The organism is Ktedonobacter sp. SOSP1-52 (assembly GCF_016587395.1).
The window spans coordinates 1,012,385-1,037,759 of record NZ_BNJH01000005.1 but is presented as its reverse complement, the minus strand read 5'-3'; the positions used below and the strand labels follow the sequence as shown (position 1 = coordinate 1,037,759).

26 protein-coding genes and 1 pseudogene are annotated in these 25,375 nt (G+C 53.1%); 13 read left to right on the top strand and 14 right to left on the bottom strand.

The window, feature by feature from the left end; all coding sequences use genetic code 11:
* Nucleotides 1-126: 126 nt before the first annotated feature.
* Complete coding sequence (locus JMJ16_RS45100; RefSeq protein ID WP_201392274.1) at nt 127-1,353, top strand: MFS transporter; 1,227 nt, start codon at nt 127-129, stop codon at nt 1,351-1,353.
* A gap of 68 nt (nt 1,354-1,421) precedes the next feature.
* On the opposite strand, the gene JMJ16_RS45095 is transcribed toward JMJ16_RS45100, so the two are convergent.
* Entirely contained in the window at nt 1,422-1,742 is a 321-nt protein-coding gene (locus JMJ16_RS45095; RefSeq protein ID WP_201392273.1) for a hypothetical protein, read from the bottom strand.
* A gap of 151 nt (nt 1,743-1,893) precedes the next feature.
* On the opposite strand from JMJ16_RS45095, the gene JMJ16_RS45090 reads away from it, so the two are divergent.
* The 3 genes from JMJ16_RS45090 (at nt 1,894) to JMJ16_RS45080 (ending at nt 3,919) form a co-directional block, all read left to right on the top strand.
* Nucleotides 1,894-2,121: a hypothetical protein gene (locus JMJ16_RS45090; protein WP_201392271.1), complete on the top strand. Its 228-nt coding sequence runs from the start codon at nt 1,894-1,896 to the stop codon at nt 2,119-2,121.
* A gap of 104 nt (nt 2,122-2,225) precedes the next feature.
* Nucleotides 2,226-3,254: a hypothetical protein gene (locus JMJ16_RS45085; protein ID WP_201377840.1), complete on the top strand. Its 1,029-nt coding sequence runs from the start codon at nt 2,226-2,228 to the stop codon at nt 3,252-3,254.
* Nucleotides 3,251-3,919 carry a transposase gene (locus JMJ16_RS45080; RefSeq protein WP_201377911.1) on the top strand — a complete coding sequence of 223 codons (669 nt, stop codon included), beginning with the start codon at nt 3,251-3,253 and terminating at the stop codon, nt 3,917-3,919. The genes JMJ16_RS45085 and JMJ16_RS45080 overlap by 4 nt, the downstream gene beginning before the upstream one ends.
* Here JMJ16_RS45080 and JMJ16_RS45075 read toward each other — a convergent pair.
* Nucleotides 3,898-5,709 (bottom strand): NACHT domain-containing NTPase, encoded by a 1,812-nt coding sequence (locus tag JMJ16_RS45075; protein ID WP_201392269.1) that lies wholly within the window; start codon nt 5,707-5,709, stop codon nt 3,898-3,900. The genes JMJ16_RS45080 and JMJ16_RS45075 overlap by 22 nt on opposite strands.
* Nucleotides 5,710-6,064: 355 nt before the next feature.
* Here JMJ16_RS45075 and JMJ16_RS45070 point away from each other — a divergent pair, with 355 nt between their 5' ends.
* From JMJ16_RS45070 to JMJ16_RS45060, 3 genes are all read left to right on the top strand, one after another.
* The gene (locus JMJ16_RS45070; RefSeq protein WP_201392267.1) at nt 6,065-6,415 is read left to right on the top strand and encodes a hypothetical protein; all 351 of its coding nucleotides are present in this window, start codon (nt 6,065-6,067) and stop codon (nt 6,413-6,415) included.
* Nucleotides 6,336-8,042, top strand: a complete 1,707-nt coding sequence (locus JMJ16_RS45065) for an ISKra4 family transposase (RefSeq protein WP_201392265.1) — start codon at nt 6,336-6,338, stop codon at nt 8,040-8,042. The genes JMJ16_RS45070 and JMJ16_RS45065 overlap by 80 nt, the downstream gene beginning before the upstream one ends.
* Nucleotides 8,043-8,411: 369 nt before the next feature.
* On the top strand, nt 8,412-8,648 hold the full coding sequence (locus JMJ16_RS45060) for a hypothetical protein (RefSeq protein ID WP_201392263.1): 237 nt from the start codon (nt 8,412-8,414) through the stop codon (nt 8,646-8,648).
* A gap of 452 nt (nt 8,649-9,100) precedes the next feature.
* Here JMJ16_RS45060 and JMJ16_RS45055 read toward each other — a convergent pair whose 3' ends face one another.
* On the bottom strand, nt 9,101-9,724 hold the full coding sequence (locus tag JMJ16_RS45055; protein WP_201392248.1) for a hypothetical protein: 624 nt from the start codon (nt 9,722-9,724) through the stop codon (nt 9,101-9,103).
* Between the two features lie 1,275 nt (nt 9,725-10,999).
* On the opposite strand from JMJ16_RS45055, the gene JMJ16_RS45050 reads away from it, so the two are divergent.
* The 4 genes from JMJ16_RS45050 (at nt 11,000) to JMJ16_RS45035 (ending at nt 14,755) form a co-directional block, all read left to right on the top strand.
* The gene (locus JMJ16_RS45050) at nt 11,000-11,404 is read left to right on the top strand and encodes an alpha/beta hydrolase (RefSeq protein ID WP_201392246.1); all 405 of its coding nucleotides are present in this window, start codon (nt 11,000-11,002) and stop codon (nt 11,402-11,404) included.
* A gap of 221 nt (nt 11,405-11,625) precedes the next feature.
* Nucleotides 11,626-12,468, top strand: coding sequence for an endonuclease/exonuclease/phosphatase family protein (locus JMJ16_RS45045; RefSeq protein WP_201392245.1), 843 nt, complete (start codon nt 11,626-11,628; stop codon nt 12,466-12,468).
* 319 nt (nt 12,469-12,787) lie between these two features.
* Nucleotides 12,788-13,771 carry a pentapeptide repeat-containing protein gene (locus JMJ16_RS45040; RefSeq protein WP_201392244.1) on the top strand — a complete coding sequence of 328 codons (984 nt, stop codon included), beginning with the start codon at nt 12,788-12,790 and terminating at the stop codon, nt 13,769-13,771.
* A 228-nt stretch (nt 13,772-13,999) separates the two neighbouring features.
* Nucleotides 14,000-14,755: a metallophosphoesterase gene (locus JMJ16_RS45035; RefSeq protein WP_201392243.1), complete on the top strand. Its 756-nt coding sequence runs from the start codon at nt 14,000-14,002 to the stop codon at nt 14,753-14,755.
* A 432-nt stretch (nt 14,756-15,187) separates the two neighbouring features.
* Here the strand turns inward: JMJ16_RS45035 and JMJ16_RS45030 are convergent, their stop codons facing one another.
* The 5 genes from JMJ16_RS45030 to JMJ16_RS45015 all read right to left on the bottom strand — a co-directional run bounded on the left by JMJ16_RS45030 (nt 15,188) and on the right by JMJ16_RS45015 (nt 19,410).
* The gene (locus tag JMJ16_RS45030; protein ID WP_201392242.1) at nt 15,188-16,417 is read right to left on the bottom strand and encodes an HNH endonuclease family protein; all 1,230 of its coding nucleotides are present in this window, start codon (nt 16,415-16,417) and stop codon (nt 15,188-15,190) included.
* Between the two features lie 205 nt (nt 16,418-16,622).
* Complete coding sequence (locus tag JMJ16_RS45025) at nt 16,623-17,159, bottom strand: DUF262 domain-containing protein (RefSeq protein ID WP_201392241.1); 537 nt, start codon at nt 17,157-17,159, stop codon at nt 16,623-16,625.
* A gap of 259 nt (nt 17,160-17,418) precedes the next feature.
* Nucleotides 17,419-17,817: a hypothetical protein gene (locus JMJ16_RS55230; RefSeq protein ID WP_236601985.1), complete on the bottom strand. Its 399-nt coding sequence runs from the start codon at nt 17,815-17,817 to the stop codon at nt 17,419-17,421.
* Entirely contained in the window at nt 17,802-18,032 is a 231-nt protein-coding gene (locus JMJ16_RS55225) for a hypothetical protein (RefSeq protein ID WP_236601984.1), read from the bottom strand. Before JMJ16_RS55225 ends, JMJ16_RS55230 begins: the two co-directional genes overlap by 16 nt.
* A gap of 502 nt (nt 18,033-18,534) precedes the next feature.
* Nucleotides 18,535-19,410, bottom strand: coding sequence for an alpha/beta fold hydrolase (locus JMJ16_RS45015; protein WP_201392240.1), 876 nt, complete (start codon nt 19,408-19,410; stop codon nt 18,535-18,537).
* Between the two features lie 229 nt (nt 19,411-19,639).
* Between JMJ16_RS45015 and JMJ16_RS45010 the strand changes: the two genes are divergently transcribed.
* A complete protein-coding gene (locus JMJ16_RS45010; protein ID WP_236601983.1) occupies nt 19,640-20,566 on the top strand; it encodes an ISAs1 family transposase in 927 nt (308 codons plus the stop codon).
* 528 nt (nt 20,567-21,094) lie between these two features.
* On the opposite strand, the pseudogene JMJ16_RS55220 reads toward JMJ16_RS45010, so the two are convergent.
* The 6 genes and pseudogenes from JMJ16_RS55220 to JMJ16_RS44985 form a co-directional block, all read right to left on the bottom strand.
* Nucleotides 21,095-21,205, bottom strand: a pseudogene (locus tag JMJ16_RS55220) (hypothetical protein); the annotation flags it as partial.
* Nucleotides 21,168-21,782, bottom strand: coding sequence for a recombinase family protein (locus JMJ16_RS55215; RefSeq protein ID WP_236601982.1), 615 nt, complete (start codon nt 21,780-21,782; stop codon nt 21,168-21,170). The gene JMJ16_RS55215 and the pseudogene JMJ16_RS55220, both read right to left, overlap by 38 nt.
* 129 nt (nt 21,783-21,911) lie before the next feature.
* Complete coding sequence (locus JMJ16_RS45000) at nt 21,912-22,628, bottom strand: IS6 family transposase (protein WP_201392239.1); 717 nt, start codon at nt 22,626-22,628, stop codon at nt 21,912-21,914.
* On the bottom strand, nt 22,625-23,224 hold the full coding sequence (locus JMJ16_RS44995) for an IS3 family transposase (protein ID WP_236602007.1): 600 nt from the start codon (nt 23,222-23,224) through the stop codon (nt 22,625-22,627). Before JMJ16_RS44995 ends, JMJ16_RS45000 begins: the two co-directional genes overlap by 4 nt.
* Nucleotides 23,225-23,241: 17 nt before the next feature.
* Entirely contained in the window at nt 23,242-23,529 is a 288-nt protein-coding gene (locus tag JMJ16_RS44990) for a transposase (RefSeq protein WP_201392238.1), read from the bottom strand.
* A 211-nt stretch (nt 23,530-23,740) separates the two neighbouring features.
* On the bottom strand, nt 23,741-24,244 hold the full coding sequence (locus JMJ16_RS44985; protein WP_201392236.1) for a hypothetical protein: 504 nt from the start codon (nt 24,242-24,244) through the stop codon (nt 23,741-23,743).
* A 187-nt stretch (nt 24,245-24,431) separates the two neighbouring features.
* Here JMJ16_RS44985 and JMJ16_RS44980 point away from each other — a divergent pair, with 187 nt between their 5' ends.
* On the top strand, nt 24,432-24,758 hold the full coding sequence (locus JMJ16_RS44980; RefSeq protein ID WP_201392234.1) for an IS1 family transposase: 327 nt from the start codon (nt 24,432-24,434) through the stop codon (nt 24,756-24,758).
* The last annotated feature ends 617 nt before the right edge of the window (nt 24,759-25,375 follow it).

Sequence of the window (25,375 nt, the reverse complement as noted above, 5' to 3'; positions counted from 1 at the left end):
CGTCATAGTCATGCCAGATTGATCTCTACAGCGCTTCATTCTTATCCACATACTCTACCTCTTTAAGTGCATTACGCGCTATAGCTTATTTATAGCGCTTCTATTAACATAGAATGGACTCGCTGTATGTCTAGGCGCTTCTCCGGGCTATGGTCTCATCGAGACTTCCTGAAGCTCTGGTTTGGCGAGAGCGTCTCTCTCGTTGGGAGCCAGGTTTCGATGCTCGCGCTCCAACTAACCGCTGTGCTTACTTTACACGCCAATGCCGCGCAACTGGGGTTGCTGGGCGCGGCTGAATACGCTCCGTTGCTGCTTTTAAGCCTGTTCGCGGGAGTCTGGGTAGATCGTTTGCCGCGTCGGCTCCTGCTCCTCATCTCCGACATTGGGCAGGCTGCGCTTATGGGCTCGGTTCCGGTCGCCTTCCTGCTAGGACTCCTGCGTATCGAGTATCTCTACGCCGTCGCTTTTCTGGCTGGTTGCTTCGCCGTTGTCTTTGGCGTGGCGTACCAATCCTTCCTACCTGAACTGGTGAAGGGTGAAGACTTGCTCGAAGGGAATAGCAAGTTGGAGGCAAGTCGGGCGGTCGACGAGATCGCGGGGCCATCGCTGGCAGGCGTGATCGTTCAGGTGCTCTCAGCGCCGCTCGCCCTGTTTATTGACGCGGCATCCTTCCTGATGTCCGCCATCTGCTTGAAATGGATCAGGATACAAGCCGCTCCTATGGCTAGCAAAGAGCGACCTTCTATCTGGAAACAGATCGCCGAGGGCTTACAGACTATCCTCAAGCACCCGCTCCTACGAGCTATCGCGGCCTATTCCAGTACGCTCAATTTCTGCTGGTCCATCATCTCCACGGTCTATACGCTCTACGCGGTCAATGAACTCCACCTTTCGTCCACGCTGCTGGGTATCGCGCTTGGCGTTGGCAGCCTGGGCGGTCTGCTGGGCGCGATGATTGCCGAACGTTTTGCCCGCTGGCGTGGTCTAGGGCCTGCCCTCCTCGCCACGGCTCTACTAGCCAGCGCGGGCGCGCTGCTGACGCCCCTGGCACATGGTCCCTTACTGGTGGCGCTCTCCATGCTCATAGCCGGGCGTTTCCTTGAGGGGATTTCAGCAACCATTTACAACGTCAATCAGATCAGTTTGCGCCAATCGACCACGCCTACAACCCTGCAAGGGCGTGTAAACGCGACTATCCGCTTTCTGGCTGGCGGGTCAGCACCGCTCGGCTCGCTCGTGGGCGGCTTGCTGGGAACCCTGGTCGGAGTGAGACCAACGCTGCTGCTTGGTGCCATCGGTGTAAGCCTGGCCTTTGGCTGGCTCTTCTTCTCGCCTATACGCCAGCTTCGCTAGCCAGCGAGAGGCGGAGAGAGCGCGAGTCGCCCTCCGCTCCCTCGCCTCTCAAGAACTGAAGCGGCGATCTAACCTCTAGAGCGGGTATTCTTCTCAATGGCAACAAAAAGCAGAATGAGATCAGCAAACGCGTACAGGAAGAGGGAGCCGACAATATCCACAATTGAAATGAGACCAAGCACGAGCGGCGGGGTTTCCATGCCGGGCTGAAGGTTAATGCCCGTAGCCTGATTTGCTATGGCGACGAGAACAAGCAAACCGAGAGCCAGGTCGCCCAACAAAAGCAGGATCGCGACAATCTTGATGAAGACAGAGACAACGCGAAGAACAATCCAGGAGGGACCGGGTTGAGCTTGAGGTAGAGATGTGCGCATGCCAGATGATTGCATAGATGAAATCCTTTCCAACAAATCTCTCATGGTATCAGTCACGTTAGTATAGCGAAGGAAAAATTGGAAAGCAAGTTCTCGCCGCTCGCGCAAACTACTTCTCTGTGGCGGGGGAGTGTGTCAGGGATGCAAAATACTCTTGTAACAGGGGATGGATAAACCGATATCCACTACCCACGCGCTGAAGCAGGATGCAACCCGTCATCTCTTCCAGGAAGGGGACAGTCCTCCAGGGGAGGGCGCGACTCTGCGTGAGCAACAATCGGAGCATATAATGTTGGAAATAGGCTCTTCCGCCGTTGGACAGCCCGAAGAACAGTCCGAAGCCAAGCCCGATGAGCAATCCGGCGAGCGGGTTGAAGACCAGCCCGATGATTAGCCCGAAGACCAGAAAAAAAACCGTAGGGGCAGAGATGCCGACTGAGCCCATGTGGTACACTCTCCACCAGGAAAGGATCTCAGAAACAGCCAGGAGAGAAACGCATGAAACCTGCGCGGACATTTTCCCAGGTCAGCCGACGTTTTTACCGTCCCGAAGTGACACACTGTGCCGACTGCCAGAAGCGACTCCGGCGGGCCGTCACCTTGTCGGAACGCACGGTGGTCACGTTGCAGGAGGTGATCAAACTGGTGCATGCGGGCTACCGCTGTTCCGATGCGCAGTGTGTGGGCCATCAGCGGACGTATCGCAGTGCGCGAGCGGATGCGCTGGCCCTGCCCCACTTCACGTATGGGGTGGATGTGGTGCTGTTGGTGGGGCGGCTGCGATTGGTCGAGCACCAAACCGTCGACGAGATCCATCGCGAGTTACTGGCCCGGTTGGCCCCGTTGGGAGTCAAGATCGCGCGCCGAGAAGTGCTCTACCTGTTTGATGCGTACTGCACGTTGCTGCGGGCAGCGAGTGCGGCCAACGAGGACCAGGAGTGGTTGGCCCAAGTCGAGAAGAACGGGGGCATCATTGTTGCCATCGACGGCATTCAGCCTGACAAAGGGAACGAGACAGTGTACCTGGTCCGCGATGCGCTGACTGGGCGGGTCCTGGTGGCCGAGAATGTGCTCTCCTCGGAGACTGCCGTCATGAAAGCACTCTTGACTCCGGTGGTTGAGCTGGGGGTGAAGGTGCTGGGCACGATCAGCGATGCCCAGGAAAGTGAGCTGCTGGCACTCCAGGAGCTCTGGCCGGAGGTCCCTCATCAGGTGTGTCAGTTCCATGCGCTGCGCGATGCCTCCAAGACCGCCTTTGAAGCAGACAAAGCGGCGAAAACGGCGATCCGCAAACGCTTACAGCCGAAGGTTCGTGCGGTGCGCAAACAGATCAAGAAGGCCCTCGTGACCGCCTCGCCTCAGGAGGCCGAGCAGCTCCGCGTGCTGGATGCGTACGCCACTGGGATCTTGACCGCGCTCAATATCGACGGCGTGCAGCCGCTGACTTTTGCGACGGTCGAGGCAAGCCAGATGCTGGAGGAGATCGAAGCCAGTCTCCAGCACTTGCTCAAAAAGGGGGCGCCGTGAGTCGGCGGTGTGAACAGAAGCTCACCCGTCTGCAGGCAATTGTGACAGAACGGGCAACCTGGGCAGAGCACCTGAGACAGGTCAAGCGGATGTATGGCTGGCTCTGTGAGGTCGAAGCGATCCTGGTGAAAGAAGCGGCACGCACGCTCGCAGAACCCGTGAGCAATGAGAGCGTGGGACGACGCCTGGACGCGTGGCGCGAGCAGATGGTCCAACTTCTGGAAACGTCCCCCCTCTCGGAGTTGGAACAGGAGAGCCTACGGGAGCTGCTGCAGGTGCTTTCGAATCTGCGCCCGTACCTGGTGCAGTGTTATGAGCGGGAGGACTTTCCGCGCACCAACAATGACATGGAGCGCAGCATTCGCGCGCTCAAAACGCAGTATCGCCGGGTGAGCGGGCGCAAGAATTGGAATGCGTATCTGTTGCGCTATGGGCGCTGCGTGGCCTATGCGCCCTGGTGGGAGCAAGATGAGACCCACCGCCACCACTTGCAGCGCCAGATTGCTCAGCTTGACCGGGGCCGGTGGAGAGAACTGCGCCAGCAGACGACCCGTGCCCAGCAGGAGCAGCTCACGCGGTTTCGTTTCCGTCACAAGCGTTCTTCCGTGCTGGCCTCGCTCGAATCACGCTGGACCGAGGCTACTCAGTCGGTATCTCTGCCCTGACGGAAAAAAACAAGACCAAGACGCAAGGCATTCCACCCTGAAGTGTATATTCCCTGGTTCGGTTGGAGACGCACGTTCCCGGTCAGAGGAGCACCTGATAACCCGCCGAGCAGCCCGAAAAACAGCCCGAAGATCAGCTCGATGTACAAACCGAGGAGCAGCCCGCCGAACAGTCCGACGAGCAGCCCGAAGATCAGCCCGAGGAGCAGTCCGACGAGCAACCCTTTGCCACACACTTTCCATGACCAGACGAGTTTTTCAACAAGTTCGATATTGATTGCCCGGTCCTGCTTGCTGTCTTGCGAGCCGGTCAGCGCGCCCATCAGCCCGAAACACCCCCCGATAAACAGCCCGATAAACAGCCCGTGAACCGGCCCGTCGAACGACCAGCCCATCAGCCCGAAGATTAGCCCGCCGATCAACCCGAAGGGTAGCCCGTTAAGCAGCCACGAGACGAGTAGATAGGTAATGGGAACATCAGTCGTGCTCAGCCAGTCTGGATGGAACGCTTCCAGGTAAAACTCGGTCAAATGGTGTTGTTGCATCTGGTGCGCTAACCAGGATAGCGAGGAGATTGTTTGTGCCTGCGGGAAGCTTCGGTGCTGCCGGTATCGTTGCAACATGCGCTGAACATACTGCTCGAAAATCTCTCGTTGCTGCTCTGATGACGAGCCTCTCTGGGGAAGCTCTTTGGCCATTTTGTCACGATAGGTTAAGATGACGATACTCAGCATCAATGGCGTGATGAGCAAGTCTCTGAGAATCGCATTGCTCCGCAACGCGGCTCGGACTGCCGCTAGAGATTTGCCAGATCCCTTGAGCACCTGCCAGACCTGCCTCGGTTCCAATGGCTGAATCTCCACAGCCCCAGGAAGGATCAGGCGTGCTGGCTGAGAATGATACTCTTGACTGCGCGAACATATCACCAAAGGGGCCAGATGCGCTTGCCGATAGGTATTGATGGCCTCGATACAGGTCGTTCGTGCAGCGACTCCCATTTCATCAAGGCCATCGAGCAAGAACTGTACCTGTTCCTGCGCGATCCATGTGGCAGTGAGTTGCGACGGAATGCCATAGACCAACGAACACTGCTCGCCAAGCCATTGCGCAAGAGGAAGCTGGGTTCTAGCCCAACTAGAAAGGTTGAGAATGATCGCCAGAGGCTGATCCGGGTCGTTTTCCGCTCGTTGCAACAATTCCCGCGCCAGTTGCAGCAGTAGCGTGGTTTTGCCAGAGCCAGGTGCGCCAAGAAGGAGGAGACCGCGCTGAGCACGATCATAAGCCTCGATAATCGAAGTTTCCAATGGCAGAGGAGAGGCTTCGCCTGTCTCTAGCTGATGAAAGACGAGGCTGGCCGAAGAAGCAATGACATCGGCTCGCTCTTGCAGGTGCAACTCAAGTGTCACCTGCCCTTGCAAAGAAGAGGCCAATCGACTTGTATACTCTTGTTGAAACCCCCGAATGAATTGCAGGCGTTGCCTGGGAGTCAGCGTGAGAGAGGATGCCGGTGAGACAAGCTGTTCCTGCAATGAAGCCAGTCTAGCCAGCAGGGTAAGCAGCATGAGGAGAAGTAGGGGTGGCAGCGTGATCCAGAGATGATCTATTCCCCAGCCGAGAGGCGTCCCACTCAGATCAAAATTTTTGGTTGTCAGCCAGGAAGAGCCAATATTGATAAATACCCCAAAAAGGAGACCTCCCCAAATCCAGGTCAGGGGTTTCCAGCACCGCTGGAAAGAGCGTATCCATCGGAGAAGGACCACCCCTCGTGGTGAGTGAGATTCGGACAGCATACCATACTCCTCAAACATTTCAATCTACCGTGCTCTCTAAAGTATAGAACGAAGCGAAGGGAGATACAACACATGAAAGGGATTTCTAGTTTGTAACTGAATCTTGAAAGCGATCTTTTTGTGCTCACAACAGTGGTTACAGTTTGCCAGTGTGACTCTCAAGTGGCTCATACGCAACCGTGATACCGGTGGCGAAGTCAAAACGGAGCAACTGGACCTCATCAAGTAGCATGAAGGTGATGAATGGATTATAGTGGTGGGGTGCGCCACAACTTTTTGCGTCGAGTCTGTTCAGGCCAAAGGAAAGATGCTACGATAGTCGGATCTGAAAGAAAAAGGAGCGAGCAGAAGAGGAATGGACGAACACGCTTGGCTTCACAAGAGCACCGAGATCCTGACGGACATCAAAACATGGCGGCAGGCCCATCCCAAAGCCACCTTTGTGGAGATCGAAGACGAGGTGCATCGACGCATGATGGAACTGGAGGCGCAGGTCTTGCAAGAGGCTGCCCAGGCGAGTGCGAGCCGCGAGTGGGGGAAACTGTCAGAACAGCCAGCGCCCTTGTGCCCCACCTGCGCCGTTCCCCTGCAGGCACGAGGCAGGCGCCAGCGAACCCTGCAGGGCAATGGAGGAGAATGCGTCCAGCTGGAGCGAACCTACGGATGGTGTCCCATGTGCGGGAACAGTCTTTTTCCCCCTCGATGAGGAGCTTGGCTTACTGCCAGGAACACTGGCCCCCCGCCAGCAGGAGCATCTAGTCCACCTCGCCAGTTGGATGCCTTTTGAGCAGGCGTCCGGGATGCTTACCACGCTTCTTGGTGTGAAGTGTAGTGCCGAAACCGCACGCCGACTCACTGAGCGGATGGGGGCATGCATGGAAGCGGCGCAAACGGCGGAAGCTGAGATGACTGCGGCCTCAGAACCAGCAGCACTCGCAGATCAGTTACCGCCTCAACGCTGTGTCCTCAGCACCGATGGAACCATGGTCTCTCTGCTCCACAAACAGTGGGTCGAAGTACGCACCCTCGCTATCGGTCAACCCCAAGAGCGGCGCGGCACTGCTGGCGAAGCGGAGATCCATGTCGATCAGCTCTCATATTTTTCGCGTCTGGCTGACGCCTCGAGTTTTACGTGTCTAGCTCAAGCCGAGATACGTCGCCGCCGCGTAGGAGAGGCTCAGCATGTTTGTGCCGTTACCGATGGAGCAGACTGGTGCCAAGCCTTCATCCAGAGGCATCGGCCTGATGCCGTTCGCATTCTGGATTTTCCTCATGCGGTCGAACACATCACGCACCTGCTCGAAGCGGTCAAAGATGCAGGCATGTCCATCCCCTCCCAGATGCTTGAGCGGTGTTTGCATGTGCTCAAACATCGTGGTCCCCATCCTCTGCTGCTTATGGCCAATCACTTGGGAAGCGATCTGATCCAACAGAAGGGGATTCAGGAGCACCTGGACTATCTGCGCAAGCGAGAATCCTTGATGCAGTATCCCGCCTTTCGAGCGCGAGGCTGGCCCATTGGCTCGGGCATGGTCGAGAGTGCCAATAAACTGGTGGTACAAGCACGTCTCAAAGGCTCGGGTATGCATTGGCAACGCCAGCACGTCAACCCCATGCTGGCCTTACGCAACGCTGTGTGTAATGAGCGATGGCAAGAGATGTGGGGCAAGGCGCTCACACAGGCACATACTCAAAAGGAATCTCATGGTGAAAGCCAGCCACAGCCTCGATCGCTCTTGTTTCGTCGCAGGGATCGCTCCTGTCTGTCTGCTCCCTCTTCTCCTTCTCCTCTCTCATCTGCAGCCCCTCAAGAGATCGCACCTCTAGCCTCGTCCTCGTTGGCAACCTCTCCTGTACTAGCCTCTCCTGATGCCTATCTGCCTTCCACAGAGCGCTCATGTCATCCAAGACGCTCTCACACGGCATCTTCATCACGTCATCTGGGTCGAGAGACTTGCCCATGTGGAACCCCTCTCAAGCGCATGAGAGGGCACCGACCAAAACAGTACTGTTCTGGTCGGTGTCGCCAACGAGCCTATCGAAGCCGAAAGGCACAAGCTAGGCGATCCAGTGCACCTTTGACTCCGATGTTTCCAATACCGCGCTCCGGTCCCACGCGCCCCTGGAAGCGTCATCAGCAGAAAAGGGGCGCGAACGATGCACCCAAGCGAGCGAAGCGTTCCTTTCACCGTTCAGGCGGGGTGAAGGGGAAAACCTGTCTCTTCTGTGGAGCAGAACTGGTGCAATCGTGCGGTCGTCAACGTGGAGGGCGACAGAAAGCGTACTGTTCTGGGCGTTGTCGTCAACGTGCCTATCGTGAGCGTACGGCCTGAATCATATGGGAGGAAAGGAGTGAGGGTTCGTTGGCCTGGGGGTGCGGATCTTCCCGCAGTATGAGTTCGTATGATCTCTCTCTCAATGAAGCTCCTAGCAACCGGGTCATATTCGTGTAGAGAGAGATGCATACCCAGATTGTGCCTGGCATGGTATACTACTTGGCAACAAGAGAGGTCTCATTCAGCTGCAAGGGTTCGCGCCGCAAGCTGCAGAAGGTGCAGTGTGTGAAGGAGACCAAGGAGTGGTGGTGCTAATGTTTGCTCAGATCGCGCTTGCGCGGAGGGTGGACAGAGGAAGCAAGAACCTCTCCGATTGATCCCCTAGCAACCGCTAGAGGGAACCCGACAAAGATTCCGGGAGGAATCGTGTCACAGTCCAAGAAGTACAAGCGGTACGTGGCTCAGAAAAAACAGTACTACCAGGACTTCCAGGACGGCGTCAAGTCGCTCAAGGAGGCGAAAGAGGCCGAGCTCCGGAAGCCCATGCAGGAACGCCGGAAGCTCACCGATATTAATCAGGAGTTCCAGGAGAGGCGCTCGCAACTCTTCAAGACGTATCAGGAGAGGTGTGCCGCCGCGGACCGGGACTTCTTCGGGAAGTAGTAACGATCGAGCCGCGAACGATCGAGACGCGCTGGAGGAGATCAACAACGGCCATCCTCCAGCGCGTCACTCCTTTTTCTTTACCAAGGGTATATTGAGGCCCTGAACGCTGTCGCTTAAGAGGACTTCTCAGATCGTCCAATCCTCCTTAAATGCATGTATGTGTGTCTGTCCTTATATCATCCTGTCTTTCCCTCTTTTCTTTCTGGTCACGCTGTTTTCCACCACCGCCCTCTTTTTGGTGATTTCGCATCGAGATGTCAATCGCACTAGAACGCGATTTTGCGTGTGGGCCTCCTACGGATTACCAACTTCGCGCGATTCTCCCCCAATGAGGCTCTCAGCACGTTGACGCCGCCTGTGGTGATGCCCTGCTACCTGGGACAGACTCAATGCAAAAAAGTGTGGGGCACCCATAGTGGTGGCCGCGATGACAATTGCCCCTTTGGCCTTTACCGCATTGGCGCATAGCTCGTTCCTCTGTTGTGAAACAGCACCTGCAGCCCATTGACCGTCACCACCAGATCAGGATGCTTTGCATCGCCTGAGAAGGTCAGCATGACCGGGGCCAGATCCGCGCCAGTTCCAACCAGGTGAGGGCCTTGCAGGAGTCGCGCATGCCCGGGATCGCCGCCGGGCACCTCAAAGATCAGTACTTGCCCCTTGAGATTGAGAGCGGTAAAGTGCGTTGGGACTCGTGGATCTCGCTCATGGCCCACCATGTGTTCTACTTGCGTCGTCCTTGGATAGCCATAGCGTACCCCGTCCATGAGCGTGCTACTCCAGGTGAACACCACAGACCCAGCGAGGGCGAGGAGCAGGGCGCAAAACATCCCCAGCCCAAGGGGCAGGAGCCAACTCCCACCTCGGAACGTTTTCGACTGTGGAGCTGACAGCCGCGAAAATTCCTGCACCTCTTCAGTCGTTACAGGGCGCTGCGCTCGTGGTTTGGCGAATTGAGACGCGCGCGCCGTCTGGACCGCTGGCGCTTTCCCTGGCTCGGTCCTCGGGCAGCGACGCACAACAAGGCTGCGTGGAGCCAGACGAGGCTCCTCTCCCTCGATGATTGCAGGCATAACGATTCCCTCCCTTGGCTATAAAAGCACATCAAGACACGAGAAATAGAGGAGCCTGCTGAGAGGGGGCAGGGCAGAGGAGAAAGCGCTTGCTCTTACGAAGCATACCTGAATCAGAGGGGCGCGCACAACCCATTTTTCCACGAACTTATCCTCAGAGGGTGTGCACGAATTGTGGAGAAAGCCGAAGCAATCGTCACAGCCTGGCCAGTTGGGTGGGGTGCGGCAAGTTTTTTTGCAAACAGTGAAGTCAGGGAAAAATCAACATGAAATTTGTCACAAATGAGATCTGGCAACTTTCATACAAAAGAAAATAGACCTAGAGCCGAAGTACGTGTAAAACTAGGACATAGGTAAGAAAGATAAAACGAGTATTATCTGCTTTTTCTCTCTCATTTCCGATGCATCGGTGAACGTTGGAACCTTAGCAGCAGTATCCAGGCTAGGTTCTGGAGAACCTTAGCAGATGAAAAAGCCTGCTTTTTGACTCTTTTTGTGCTGCTACCCTCTATTAGCAGCAGTATCCCTGTCCTCTGCGGTTTTTCAACGGAACGTACAGCATGAGAGGGACAGGCTCGTGTCAAAAATGGGTCAAATGACCCATGGAGGAGCCGACATCCATCGACTACACTGGTTACACCATCACAATCAGTGTTTCAACATCTTGATGAATAACGATAGAGGTTTGTGTATGTCCTTGAAACGTTCTTCGTCACCAAAATCTTTGCAGCCACCATTTCAGGGAAGCTTGCGCCGCGTTTTTTTGCGCAAAAAAATCTTTGTCATTCTTCTGATCTTGTTCCTTGCCCTCTATAGTATTCTATCCATTGCTCTTGCCACCCTTTTGACCCAGCCCTCAGCATCCGCCCTTATCAGTACACCTGCTGATTTTGGCTTACGCTATCAACGTGTCAGCATTTTCAGTCGTGAGGATCACCTACAGTTACAGGGCTGGTTCATTCCCGGTGTCCTCGCTGATGGTCATCTCACCACACAGCATGCTATCATTGTCGTTCATGGCCTGCATGCGAATCGTTCCTACTCCCCCTCAATGGATGCAAGCATAGCACTAGCGCAGCATGGTTTTGCTGTGCTAGCCTTCGATCTCCGTGGGAATGGTGAATCGGCTCCTGCGCGGCTTTCTCTGGGATACTATGAGCAACGTGATGTCCTTGGGGCTGTTGATTTCCTGCGTTCGGGAACATTGCCCTATGCCAACCTGGGGCGTCCACGCAGCATCGAAGGCTGGGGTGATTCTCTCGGGGAGCGACGCTCTTGCTTGCCGCCGCTCAAGAACCGGCCATCCAGGCAGTCGTCACCGACAGTGCCTTTGCTGAGGCTTCGTCTCTTATTCGCGAGAAGTCGGGCGTCCCTGGCATTTTGCTGCCAGAGTGTTTGCTGGCAGCAAAACTGCTCTATGGCATCGATTATGATCAGGTAGGGCCAGTCGACGTTGTGGCGAAGATCGCGCCGCGCCCCTTGCTGCTCATTCACGGTACCGCCGATGACCTGGTTCCTTTTGAAAACATGCTCCAATTGGCCGCTGCCGCACGCAAAGGCCATGATGCTCACGTACAGACGTGGACACTACCCGGCATGGCACATGTCAGCGGCATCGTACAAGATAGAAGCGAATACGTCCAGCGTATCGTCACTTTCTTTCAGAAGGCACTCAATTGAGCAGGACCAAACCGACTGACCCAAGACCGAGATACGTGCAAAAACAGGACATAGGCATAAGGTATAACATCTCACATCTCTGCTCTGTTTTTGCACGTATCTCGGTCTTGGGTCAAATAGATGAACATAGGTATTTGCGGGGGAAACGTCTTCGCACCATTGATCGGTGAGCCTGCGACAAGCAGGTGTTTCTTTAATTGCAACAAGCGGAGGACTTTTTGATGACATTTCGAGTCATGACTTTCAATATCCGTGGAGCTGTTCCCGGTCGGGATGGCATGAATGCCTGGGAACACCGCGCACTGCTCAACACTGCCGTTATGAAATGTACGTCTCCTGACATCATTGGATTCCAGGAACTCATGCGCGAAAACCTGGAGACGTACCGAGAGCAGTTTCACGAGTATCAGTGGGTCCTGGGGCCGGAAACGATGAGAGAAACACGGATCAACTATAACGCGATTTTCTGGAAACCTTCTCTCCTGGATCTCCTCAACACTGGCGGCTTCTGGCTCAGTCCAACGCCTGAGCAGTGGTCTCTTGGATGGGGAAGCGCCTATGTTCGTGCTGCGACCTGGGCGAAGTTTCGTCATCGTGAGACAAGGAGAGAATTCTGCCACATGAACGTACAGCTGGATTCAGTCAGCGAAGAAGCGCGGCAGCAAGCATGTTCTCTGATCCTTCGGCAACTTGAAGCCTTCCATCTCGATCATCTTCCTCTGCTGGTCACAGGTGATTTTAATGTTCCTACTGAGGTTCCTGATGCACAGCTCCTCACCCTTGAACCTTGCATCACCAATGCCTGCTATTGCTTCTTTCTTGGCCAGGGTTTTGTGGATACGTATCATGCTTCCGGCAAGCAAGAGACAAAGACGGCCCTGACGTATCATGCATTTGAAGGAGAACACTTCTCACCGGCATGCCGTTGCGACTGGATTCTGACGAGGAATGGGACAGGCTCCTTCAAGGTTCACTCCTGCGAGATCCTGCGCGACGCGACTCCTCCTATCTATCCCAGCGATCATTATCCTGTGCTGACCGAACTCTCACTCGTCTCCTCATAACGCGTGAGAGTTTTTTACTACTAGGGAGGGTTGACAGACGTCAAGACAGCAATCGTCATGGCCAGGCCCACATCATCAACTCCTCTCTGGAACCTTGCAAAAAAACTTGCCGCACCCGCCAGCTGCCAGGGGTGTGGCAAGAATGTTTGCGCATGGAGACCCTTTGCCTCTATGCCATCGTTTCCTTCTACGAAAGGCCTCTCGAGTTGCGTCTTCTTCGGCTCCACTAGCACAGGTACTGCCTTCTCTTCCCACTTGTCTTGCAACGAACGTACCAGTATACTCTCGACAGAAAAGGTAACAAGGAGAAAAAGCACCGATGGCGAATCAGGAGCACCTGGCTCGATTGAGCCAGGGAACAGTAGCGTGGAACCAATGGCGACGGGACGCTCCAGATGTGCGGCCTGATCTCAGAGAGGTGAATCTGGGAGGGGCTGACCTCTCTGGCATGAATCTGAGCAAGGCCGATCTCAGCGGGGCCAATCTGAGCAAGGCCAGGTTGATTCAGGCCAACCTGTATGAGACCTGCCTGAGCCGGGCCGATCTCAGTGAGGCCGATCTCAGCGAGGCCAAATTGCACAAGGCTCTCCTCTACAGGGCCTCTCTGTACGACGCTCGATTAAACGGGGCTAGGCTGCACAAAGCCGATCTGAATCAGGCGAACCTTGCTGGAGCTAGTCTGAACACAGCCAGATTGGACCGAGCCAGATTGGACCGAGCCTGTCTGAGATGGGCCGATCTTCGTAACGCTACCCTCTGCGACGCCAAGCTGACCCAGGTTGACCTCGAAGAAAGCTGTCTCAATCACGCTAAGCTGATCCGGGCGAACCTATGTATGGCTCGCTTAGGGTGGGCAGAGTTAATCGAAGCCGATCTCAGTGAGGCCGATCTCAGCGCAGCTGACATCAATTATGTGGACCTGAAGCGGGCCAGGTTGAACAAAGCCACCCTGAGCCGAGCCAATCTCAGTGGGGCCAAGTTAGAATGGGCCGATCTCAGTAACGCTCATCTCAGCGGGGCCAATCTCAGCAAAGTAAACTTGAACCAGGCTAACCTGAGTGGAACTGATCTGAGCAGGACGGACCTGAGCGAGGCGAACCTCAACGAGGCAAAGCTCGTCAAGGCCCTCTTGCAGGGAGCCAATCTGAAACAGGTCCAGGTGAGCGGTGCGGACCTCCAGGGAGCCAACCTGCGTGGGATCCCCTGGCTGATCGTTAAGGACCTCATGCTGCAACCAGGAGCCAACTTCACTGGCATGCAATGGGATTATCCCATCGACGATGCCGCGCTCCTGGAGGAGTGATATGCGAGAGAAAATCGGCCGTTGTGACGATTGCTCTCCAAAACCTCTCGCTCATGCCATCGGTTCATCGGGGGTGCGGCAAGTTTTTTGCATAATTCCGAGTTTGTTCAGCACAGAGCCCAACACATGGCATCAATGCGTTGCGAGCCTTCTGGAGGGGATGATCGCGTGAAGCTGATATTGCTGGAGGTCCACATTGCAAACGGAAGTTATAGAAGGAGAAGATGAATGGAGAGCCCTTACCGTGTTGCCATTTTGGCCGATATCCACAGTAATTTTGATGCATTAGAAGCCGTGCTCACCGATTTGGCGAAGCAGCAGTATGACCTGATGGTCATTGCGGGCGATCTCGTAATGAATGGACCAAAGCCAGCAGAAGTCATGACATGTGTACGCAATCTACGCGTCCCGACGCTTTATGGCAATATGGATGTAGAGACCATACAGGCAGATCCGTCACATCCCAATAGCTGGTGGACTCAGCAACAACTGAGGGGGGATGATCTCACTTATCTGAAACAGTTACCACTCTCTTACCGCGTCACGCCTCCTGAGGGGCAATCTCCAAAGGATGATTTATTGGTTGTTCATGCCACTCCTCGCAGTGTTGAAGACGTATTGATCCTCGAACCACACCCGTTAGGAACCACATTTACCAGGATCACACCTGAAGAAGAAGCGGCTGCAATGCTGAGAGGGGAACAGGCCAACTTGATCGTCTACGGGCATATCCACTACTGTTCATCGGGCACTATTCGCGGGCAACGAGTGATGTCTATTGGATCGGTTGGCTTTCCTTTTGATGGCAATCCGCAAGCTGCTTACGCCTTAGCGCAATGGGATGGGGAGGAGTGGTTCATCTCCCATCAGCGTGTTTCGTCTAATAATGAAGAGACCATTGCAGCTATCCACAGATCTGGACAACCCTTGGCTGATGCCTACGCGCGACGTATTCGTGAGGCAAATTGGTTTCCTGCTCGATAGAGGATATGGATGGTGCAAATCGCTACTCATTACGGCTTCCTGCAAAAAGGATGGCATCTAATTAGACAGAAGAAACCATTTGGCAGTCAGTGCACTGACTGCCAAAATGACCCCATACATTACTTGAGCACGTTAGAACGCAGTAACGTAGCAAATCAATCTGGGGTCCCGGCATATTTTTTCCTCGATTTTCCCGTTTGAGAGCCATCGTCTAGTCTGGATGAGCTCGACGCAAAAAAACTTGTCACACCCAGCTGCCAGAGGGATGACGATTGCTCTTTTCTTCTTGAATCATCGCGATGAAGGTTTCTTGTTTTATCGCATCGGCGCATAGCTCGTTCCTGTGTTGTGAGATACGACCTGAAGCCCACGACAAGGTGAATTGATGCGCATCAATCAAATGAGGTCTAACAAAATCGGCTCTACCATACGCTACAAAAGTCGTAGCGGTTGGACGGCAATTCGTGTCGACTCGTCAGAACTAGGCGGGCACGTCCAAATTTGGGCCGCAATCTTAGCGAGTTTTGCAGCGCGAGCTAGAATCTCTTTTTCACCCCATTGATCCAGGTTAGAATCGTGAAAGTAGTCATTTAATGAAAGTCTGCTTGCGATATAAACAGGTTTCTTTTCCTGAAAAGCTTTATCTTTGATTTTTCTATTTTCATTACTACCAAGCAACGTTAGATTGCCGAGAGTACTAACATACTGGGCATGAATTTGCTGTGCTTCTGGTCCAAGAACATGTTGCCAGCTCGCTGTCAGATTTTCTGGCATAATCCGCTCAATATCGCAGCGGTCGAGATGGACAGGCTCACTTTTACGTTGAAGGGTTCGTTCGATCCAGCAAAGAATATCTTTACCATACAAGGTTTTGTAAAGTTTGGCAGTTTGGAGCGCAGGAATAAATCGACTATCATCTGGCCAATTTTTGCTCAAGTAGGCAAGTAAATTTACCAGGGGACGGCTCTCCAATTTTTTGCAAGCCTCACAGAAGAGGGGTCCATGGGAGCGTGTACTCTCTCGACAGATGGATCGGCGAACAACAAAGCTAACGATTGCAACAAGAGCCTGAGCGAGTTCTTCATCGCTGAGAACCCCTTCCCGTTGTTTATCTAGGAGGGCAAGGATAAGAGGATAGGATGCACTAATATCAAACTCGCGAACCATTTGGAATGCTCGTTGCACTTCTGGGTTTGAATGTGTGGACGTTCCATCAATTATGTCATAGCCAGTCGCTTGAATCTCAAGTTCACTGACAAAGTCAGAAGGATCCAGAGTATTTCCATTACCAGAGTAGATAAGTTCGAAGGTTTCAAAAACTTCCCCCTCCGGAATATAGTTGCCTTTACTCATGAGAACATCGCGGAAAAAACTGGTAAGGAGTTCGCCTGCTGTCTTTTTCTTCCCCTCTTTTTTCTTCGCTGCTAACCGTTTGGCTTTTTGCTCAAAGCGCTGCTCAAGCGAGGTCCATTCATCATGGTCAAACATCTCTTGCTGTTGTTCTGGCACATGCATAAACACATAGTTGCGTACTAAATCCCATTGGGTCAGATCTTGGCCAGTGGAATTGAGTGATCGAAAAATGAGGTAGGGGTTTTCGGGAGTTTCTCTGGTAATGGTGATGAGCACAAAGTTCAGCTGTGTTTTCATGATGCTAAACAACGTAGTAAGCTCCTCTGGTGAGGAAAAATCCTTAGTAATTTGTTCTTGGAAGTAGACATACCCACGGGATGCGCAACGAGTTTTACCTCATCAGTAAATTGGCTTGAAAGCGTCTCTCATTGCTTAGCTGCCTCTATAAGGCAGAGGTATTTTTGAGTCCTTGCTAGAAAAAAGTGAGAACATTGAATGGGCTTACGGAGCCACCTCAGCCGAAGATACATCTCGTTGCGCATCCCGTGGGGACATACGCCTTCAAGATTTGACTTTCGCTTGCCGCAACATTCCGATGAGGTTCCCGCTCATCGATGAGGTCTTTATAGATCTGGCGATCATGCAGGCGAGGATAGATCCGGTAATGCTTCCCTTTCATTTCAAATTTATGAATCAGCAGGGTTTCTGTAATCTCAGCAGCAGTATTATCTAGATGGTGGGATTTGGCAACTGCACGAATAGCACACAACAAGATAGATAAGGTCAGCAATCGCTGTTGCCCATCAATAACCTGATAATTCGGCAGCTTTCCAGGTTCGAGCTCATCAGATGTACAAACAATGACACCAAGGAAGTGCGTTCGAGGTCTTTTACTCTTTGGCTCAGACATTGCTTCTACGAGTGCATAGAGGTCGTTCCAAAGCCGTTCCCAATTTTCTTCTTTCCAAGAGTAGTAGCGTTGAAAAACAGGGATCATATAATGATCCGGTGAGTTAATAATTTCGTGAAGTGTTCGTTCTGTTGCTTTCAAGGATTGCCCTTTCTCCTACACTTTTAACAATTTAAATGCGTAAATGCATTTTCGTTAATTATACTCTTCTTCCTGTTGAAGAGAAAATTGGAAAACGTGCTGTTGAAATAACCAATTGGTCTCTTAAGAATCAAACGGAAGCAAAACAGAGTAGAGGCCTGATGCCAGATTCCTACTCTGTTTCAGTTCCATACTAGAGACGGAGAGCAACCATTATAGCCTGGTCAGCAGTGGCGTATTTGATGAAGGCTTCTTGCTTTTATCGCATCGGCGCATAACTCGTTCCGGTGTTATGGAAGACTACTTGGAGATCGTTTACCGTTACCACCAGGTCCGGATGGCGTGCATCGCCCGAGAAGGTGAGCGTAACTGGCGCTAGGTCAGCGCCAGGACCAACAAGGCGAGGGCCTTGCAGGAGTCGCACATGGGCTGGATCGCCGCTGGGCACCTCAAAAATCAACACTTGGCCCTTGAGGTTGATAGCTGTAAAGTGGGTTTGTAGGTGCGGATCGACCTCGTGGCCCACAATGTGGTCGACCTGCGTGGTCCTGGGGTAGCCATAGTGAATGTCGTCAATGAATCGACTGCTCCAGCTCATAATCACCGATCCACCCAGGGCAAGCAGCAGAGCACACAACATCCCTAGCCCAAGGGGCATCCTCCTCGACGTGAGGATCGCGCTGGAGCTGACGGACGCGAGAATTCCGGCACTTCTTCGGTTGTGGTGGTGCGCTGCGCTCGCGGTTTGGCGAACTGAGAAGCACGCACGGTCTGGACCGCTGGCGCTTTTCCTGGCGAGGACCTCGGGCGGCGACGCACAACAAGGCTGCGTGGGGCGAGACGCTGCTCCTCCCCCTCGATGGTTGCAGGCATACTGATTCCCTCCTTATCCTTGAGAAGCACAACAAAAGCACACCAGAAATAGAGGGGCCTGAGTAGTCTCAGGAGAGGAAAGAACGTTCTTTCCTACGAAGCATACCTGAACTATAGGGCAGCGCACAACCCATTTATCCACGAAGTTATCCAGACCGATGTGCAGGAATTGTGGAGAAAACGCGAGCAATCGTCATGCAGACCTCAGCCGGGGGTGTGGCAAGGTTTTTTGCGTGAGACAGAATCCTGGCAACAAGCCGCATAAGTAGCAGATTGCGCCCTAAACAGACTAGACGCAAAAGATGTGGCCCCCTACCAGGGCAATCGCATCTAATGAACCTAGAATTCAACCTTTTTGACTTCTCAGTACTCATCAAAATTCATGCCAAGAGCGAGGACGCCGACGGTAGCAACTTGTTGACTACAGTCTGAGGGGCATCCCCTTTTCAGGGGATGCCAAAGCGGGAGAGGCGATTTTTGGGTATCAAGCTCATTCCCCTCATTATGGTGCTGTGAAGAAAGTAAACAATGCTCGATATGTTTCCTCTGGGCGTTCTTCAGCAGCGCAATGACCAGCATCTAGAGACTCAAACCGTACATCATCGGCCCACTCCCGCCAAATAGCCTCTATATCGAAGTAGTCTTTGAGATCATCCTTCAGGCACGTCAGGACGAGCATTGGGCAGGAAATGCGTTTCTTGCCAAGATCAGCCTTATCGAGTGCAAAATCATAGGTAGCACCAGCACGATACTCTTCAATCATCGCACAGATGGTGTCAGGGTTGTAGACACAGCGCCGATAATCTTCTACGGCTTCTGGTGTAAAGTAGGCTGGCAGTTCTGCTCGCATGCGCTTTCCCCAGCGATAGAAATTGTCAGGATTCTCTAGAATCAGTCGCCCTGGCAAATCAGGTTGCGCAAAGAAGAACCAGTGGTACCACCCAAGTGCAAACTCTCTGGTGGTTCGTCGAAATGCCTCCCCAATAGGGATGTTGTCAAACAAAGCCAACCTGGACACACGCTGAGGATGATCAAGGGCTATCCGGTAAGCACAATAACCACCTCGATCATGTCCGGCGACACTGAATTGCTCAAAACCTAGTTGTCGCATGACTTCGACCTGGTCGCGTGCCATGGCTCGTTTTGAGTATGGCTCGTGATCGGGTGTCGTCGGAGGCTTGCTACTCTCTCCATAGCCGCGCAAATTGGCGGCAACTACGGTAAAATGTTGAGCGAGGCGAGGCGCAATTTTATGCCACATGACATGGGTTTGGGGATGACCATGCAAAAGCAGTAGTCCAGGGCCATGTCCTGCATATCGTACCCTGATCACTGCTTCACCGGTATCAATCATCGATAGTTGGAATCCCTCGAACATACAATTGCCTCTTTCTACTGGGGATATATCCCCACACATCTCATCCAAAGAGAATGCTAGATGCATCAAGGAGGGATCTCTTGAAAAGAATCTCTCCTCTTCTTTTTCACGTGCTCTTTGCTCATACGGTTGTATGAAAGGTGATTGCGGAGCAAACTAGCACGCACAACAGCGCAAGCGCCCTAATGAGGGATGATAAAATAAAGCCTAAAAACCAGGAGGAGGGGAGATGGAAGACGTGCAGGCACTGGAAACGATCTTTGCTCGAGTGGAGGATCCACGCATCGACCGAACAAAACGGCATCGGTTGCGAGATATTCTGATCATAGCCATCTGTGGCACGATCTGTGGAGCAGATGGATGGGTGGAAATCGAAGAGTTCGGAAAGGCGAAGGCCGCCTTTTTTCAGGAATTGCTCGATTTACCGAATGGAATCCCCTCTCATGACACCTTTGGCCGAGTCTTTGGTCTCATAGATCCCAAGCAGTTTGAAGCCAGCTTTGTGCAGTGGGTTCAAGGGATCAGCAGGACGGTTAAGGGAGTAGTGGCCATTGATGGCAAGACACTGCGACGCTCTCATGATCGGGGAGCAGGCAAGAAAGCGCTGCATCTAGTGAGCGCTTGGTCCGTCGAAAACCGCCTAGTCCTGGCACAGTTGGCCACCGAACAGAAATCCAATGAAATCACCGCCATCGCTCTGTTATTAAAGCAATTAGTCCTTAAAGGATGTATCGTGACCATTGATGCCATGGGAACCCAAATCAAGATTGCCGAGCAAATCATCGAGCAAGAGGGAGGCTATGCTCTGGCCCTGAAAGACAACCAAGGCTACTTGTACGAAGAGGTCAAGGCGACATTTGCACTGGCCGAGAAAGAAGCCTCGACGTTGGTCGAGGCTGGCTCAGAACGATTTGTAGAAAAGGGACATGGGCGGCTAGAGGTCAGAGAGTACTCGACGATTTGTGATCGCGAAATCTTGGAGTATTTGGACCCGCAAAAGAAATGGAAAGGCTTGCAGGCCATCGGTATGGTCCGTTCCAAACGATACATCTATCAAGAGATGAGCCAAGAAACGCGCTACTATTTGCTCAGCTTCTCCTCGGTTCAGCAGTTTGCTCTGGCTGTCCGAAGCCATTGGGGAATCGAAATAGTCTAATCGCAAATGACAAAAACGAGTCTGCTCACTCGTGGGAGAGAGGGGGATCACATAGCGGATCTCCACCTCTTCCCCGGTGACCACGACACGGTCAACTAACAGCTCGATAAGTTGGCGTTTTTGTTCAAAAGTGGCCTCATTGAGCCCTTGTTGGACGCGCTGGCAGAATGCTTCAATCGATTGGACTATCCCTGCAAGTTGATCGTGATGCCCCACATTCGCTTCCAATTGCCGTTTTTGTTCAGCAATCACGAACAAACGCTGTTCCAATTCAAGTCTGCGCCTCTTGTATTCTTCAAGCTGAAGCACATTGGCTAGGTACGCATCGGTTAACCGTTCTATCTGCTGCTCCAAGCTGACTCGTGCCTTGCGTAGATTCTCCCGGCGAGCTTGCAGTTCTTGAGGAAGCCACAGCCCACCTTGAGCATGATAGAGCGCAGTGGCAATGGCGCCGGGATGCGTCAGCATCTCGCAGACATCTTGCCAGACCAGTTCATCGAGTTGGTCGGTAGGAACCGAGCGTGCTGAACATTTTTCATCCCGGTGCGAGATGGTTCCATGGCTTTTGCCTACACAGACGTAGTAGGCATAGCCTCCGCGGCTACGCGCGACCAATACAGCCAAGCCGACACATGCCACAACTGACCATGGCACGCAGGAGGTAGGGGTAGGCGGTGTTGTTGCGGCGGGCAAATTGCTGATTGTGAGCAAGTTTTTGCTGGACCAGATCAAATTGCTCCTGGGTGATGACTGCTGGAACCTGAGTGACAGCAGTCCATTCCTCCTGGCTCGTCTGGGCATGGCCTCCCCGGCCTCGGCCAATGGGAACCAGGGCTGAATGTCGTCCCCGGGCTTCCGTAGGGCGGCTGCGCCCGATGTAGACCGTTCCGGTATAGACAGGATTGGTGAGAATGCCTCGGACGGTTGCCTGGTTCCATCGTGTTCTCCCTGCAGGACTGGCAACGCCCAGGCTCGTCAGACGTTGGGTCTCGGCCTTTAAGCTCTTCCCCTCTTGCAGATAGTTAGAGAACAATTCTGCCACGACTGCCACCTCTGTTGCTTCAAGGCGAACCCCCGCCGGATCACGGGGGTGGGCAGGATCAACTCGATAGCCATAGGGCGCACGGGTCCAGGGAAGCAGTCCACCTGCCAAATACTTCTGCCGTCGGCCTCGCCTCATCCGCTCTGCAATCAAATTCCGTTCATACTCGGACACAGCTCCGCGAATTTGGAGGAGCAGTTGATCATGGGATATTGTCAACTTATTCGCAGGGATAAAACATATTGATGTGCTAGAACGAGGTGAGGCGTTGAAGTGTGGGGAAAGATGGGAATGTCTCTGGGGTTATGAGGCCATTTTCACCTCAGTCACCTCATTCCATTGCTGGAATCGGTCCCGTAACATGGTACGATATTCTCCGGCACGTAAACGGTGGCGTCGAGTCTGGAAATGCCCAGCAATGACACCGAAGGCGGAGAGGAAGCGTTGGGCATGTTTGGTCGATTTGAAGCGCCGCATCTTCTTTTCACGCAGTCTCGTGGGTTGGTGGGAGTTCTCGGCTCGATTGTTCAGTCCTTTGTGCTGCCGATGCTCTACGCTTGGCAAGACCTCGCGTTTGGCTGCGCTATAGCTTTTGAGTTTATCGGTGATGATCACGCGTGGAACAGAGAGTAGCCCTTTAAGCAGTTTGCGGAAGAATCGTTTGGCCGCCTTTTTGTTGCGCTGGCTCTGCACGAGGATATCCAGCACATTACCATGCTGATCTACTGCTCGCCAGAGGGAATGCTTCTTGCCCCTGATGGTGAGGAAAACTTCGTCCAGATGCCACGTGTCGCCACAGCGAGGGCGACGACGTCGCAATTCATTCGCATAGGTCTGCCCAAACGTCAAACACCATTGCCGGATCGTTTCATAGCTCACAATGATCCCACGTTGTGCCAAAAGCTCTTCGACATCACGAAAACTGAGCGAGAAACGGAAATATACCCATACAGTGTGACTGATAATTTCGGGTGGGAAGCGGTAACCTTTGTATGCAGGAGCAATGCTGTTTGTTTTCATAAAGCCATTCTAGCATGTTGTTCAGTTCTATTGCCAAGTTGACAATACCATCCCGCCTCTGGCTTGCGATGCCTGATCGCCATGGCCATCGCTTGCTCGACCAAAGCCTCATCTTGTTTGGCTGCCATGGCCCAGCCAACAATGCGCCGCGAGTAGAGATCCAAGACCGCTGCCAAGTACATCCAGCCGTTTGCTGTCGCAATATATGTCACATCTGTGACCCATTTTTCGTTCGGGCGCTCGGCCTCAAAAGCACGATCAAGTACATTTTCGGCTGGCGTTGCAGCAGGATCGGCATGGGTCGTCAGCACACGATGGGTCGTGTGATGGGCAGCGAGCTGGGCCTGCTTCATGAGACGCACCACGCGTTTGCGGCCCACACGAACGCCTTCATCGCGCAGTTGCACATGAATGCGCGGACTGCCATAGCGTCCCCGGTGCTGATGAGAGATTTTCACGATCTCTTTGCTGATTTCGCCATCTTCTCGCTCCCTCTGCGAGGGAGGGCGCTTTATCCAGGCATAGAACCCGCCGACCGAAACCGAGAGCACGCGGCACATGATCCGAACCTCAAACTGCCCTCGGTGGTGCTCAATAAAGCCGAAACGGTCTTCTACGGATGCGAGAAGATGGTCAGCGCCTTTTTTAGGATGTCACGCTCCTGTCGCAACACGTCATTTTCCCGCCGTAAGCGGCGCAGCTCCTCAGCTTCTGGCTGGAGATTTCCACTGCCAACAAACGCTCGTTCTCCGTTGGCCGCCAGCTCAGAGCACCAGCGACTCAGTGTGCTCATCGCAATCCCTAAGTCTTCTGCTACCTGCCTCTGCGATTTTCCGCTTGTGTGGACTAAATTCACAGCTTCTCGCTTAAAGGTCTTATCGTATGTTTGTCCCGTTGCCATGCTTTCCTCACTTCTTCTACGACCGTCCACTTCCAGTTTACTGTTTCATCCAAACCGGGACAACTACACAGACGCCACACTCGCCGCACCGATCACACTCCAAAGCAGATGAGAACCTTGATAGTCATGTGGAAGCCTTCTTAAGCGAAGTAGCTCATAGAACACGGGCACGCAGACAACGAGAACTATAGTATCGGGTACTTTACACCAGTCAAAATTCTTTCCGCACTTTTTCCTTCACCATTCTTTGTAACAAGCGGATATGGCTGTCTCGAGCGTCAAATTGCTTGGAAATCCGATCGAATAGCGCGCATTGATCTCTACCCTCAGGCGTATTGAGAGGCAGAAGATAGACATCGTCTGAAAGCGTTTCGAAATCAGGGAAGCGTGTCTCTTCAGGTATCCTATCCTCAACGCTTGTCAACAGAGCCTTCAGCACTCGGACATAATAACGTCGAGACTCGAAATCTGCTATCTCTGCTCCCTCAAATACCGTCGGAAGTATATCTCTAAACTGTTCTAGGTTTCCTCGCAAATTTTTTCCGAGAACATCCAATACCGCTTCCAACACCTCGATGTAATGTTCTCGCTGTGTCAGCGCCTCTACGATTTTTCGATAGCGGAGAACCTGATCTGAACCGAGAAAGGAGAATGGCGAAAGAATGCCCGCCCGCTTTCGCATTTCATGAAATTTGTCCTCCTCGTGAAAATTCATGTTGTCTCCCCCTTTGTTCCCTACTCTAAAGGATTGCCCATGAGCCGGTCAAGCAGCTGGAAGATGCTCACTCATCAGGCGAAGGGCTCCAAAGGGCAAGATCACACAACGGCGTGCGATCTTGCCCTTCAGCCTCTCATCCCTGGAAACGTGCGTTGACTTGTCGTCCCAAATCCATTGCAAAAAGATGACGCGCAGCCAAGCCACCTGTCGCCGTTTATGGCAGGCTATCCCACCCGCCTATCGTACAGGGCACTGCTTCACCGATTTTTGGGGAGCATACCAGGCGGTGATCCCAGAAGAGCAGCATATAGCTGCCGGAAAGGAAACCGGTGAAACAGCCCATGTGGAACGGTGGAATAATACCCTCCGACAACGCCTGGCGCGCTTTGTCCGCAAAACGCTGTCTTTCTCCAAATCGCTGGTGATGCACGAGGCTTGTCTGAAGATCTTTCTCCATCGGTGCAATGTTGAGCGAGCTATCAGCTTCAGGCGCTTGCATCGTGTTGGATAGGGAGAACGAATTAAGCTGGGAGCTCCATATCCATCCAGACTTCTTGCCCAGTTGCTTTATAAGCATGAATATGTCAGACATACCTTCCGTCGGCCAAGGCAGAGAAACCGAGAGAGGTAGCCACCAGGCCGCCTTTCTGGAAGTGTCCTGCGAGTCCTATTATATATAACATGGGGCCGTTCGGAGGACTATCCGTCTCCGTCTTCTTGACGGAGACAATCGCAGGTGAGGATTCACCGTAATGTTTGGCCACTTGTTGGGCAATAGTCTTTGGATCCAGGAGAGTCTGCCCTGTTGTGCAAGCACTTAAGGCGGTGCTTCCGAGAAAGAGCGTGGCAAGACGTTTTATGAGTATTCGACGAGAGATCATGGTTTCCCAAATCCTATCGTTTTCTCGTGATTATACCAGAATTTTACAGGATTTTATGCCACTTTGGTAATCATTTTACTGATCTTATATTGACGTATTGACGCTCAACACCGAGTTAGGAGAGGGAATGATAGAGAAGGGAAGGGCATCACTCTCTTTTTTGCCACTACCTTCGATAGAAGTCAGAATAGTGTACATACATCACGCGCGATCTTGCCAGCCGTGTTCAAAGCGCTCGATCATATCC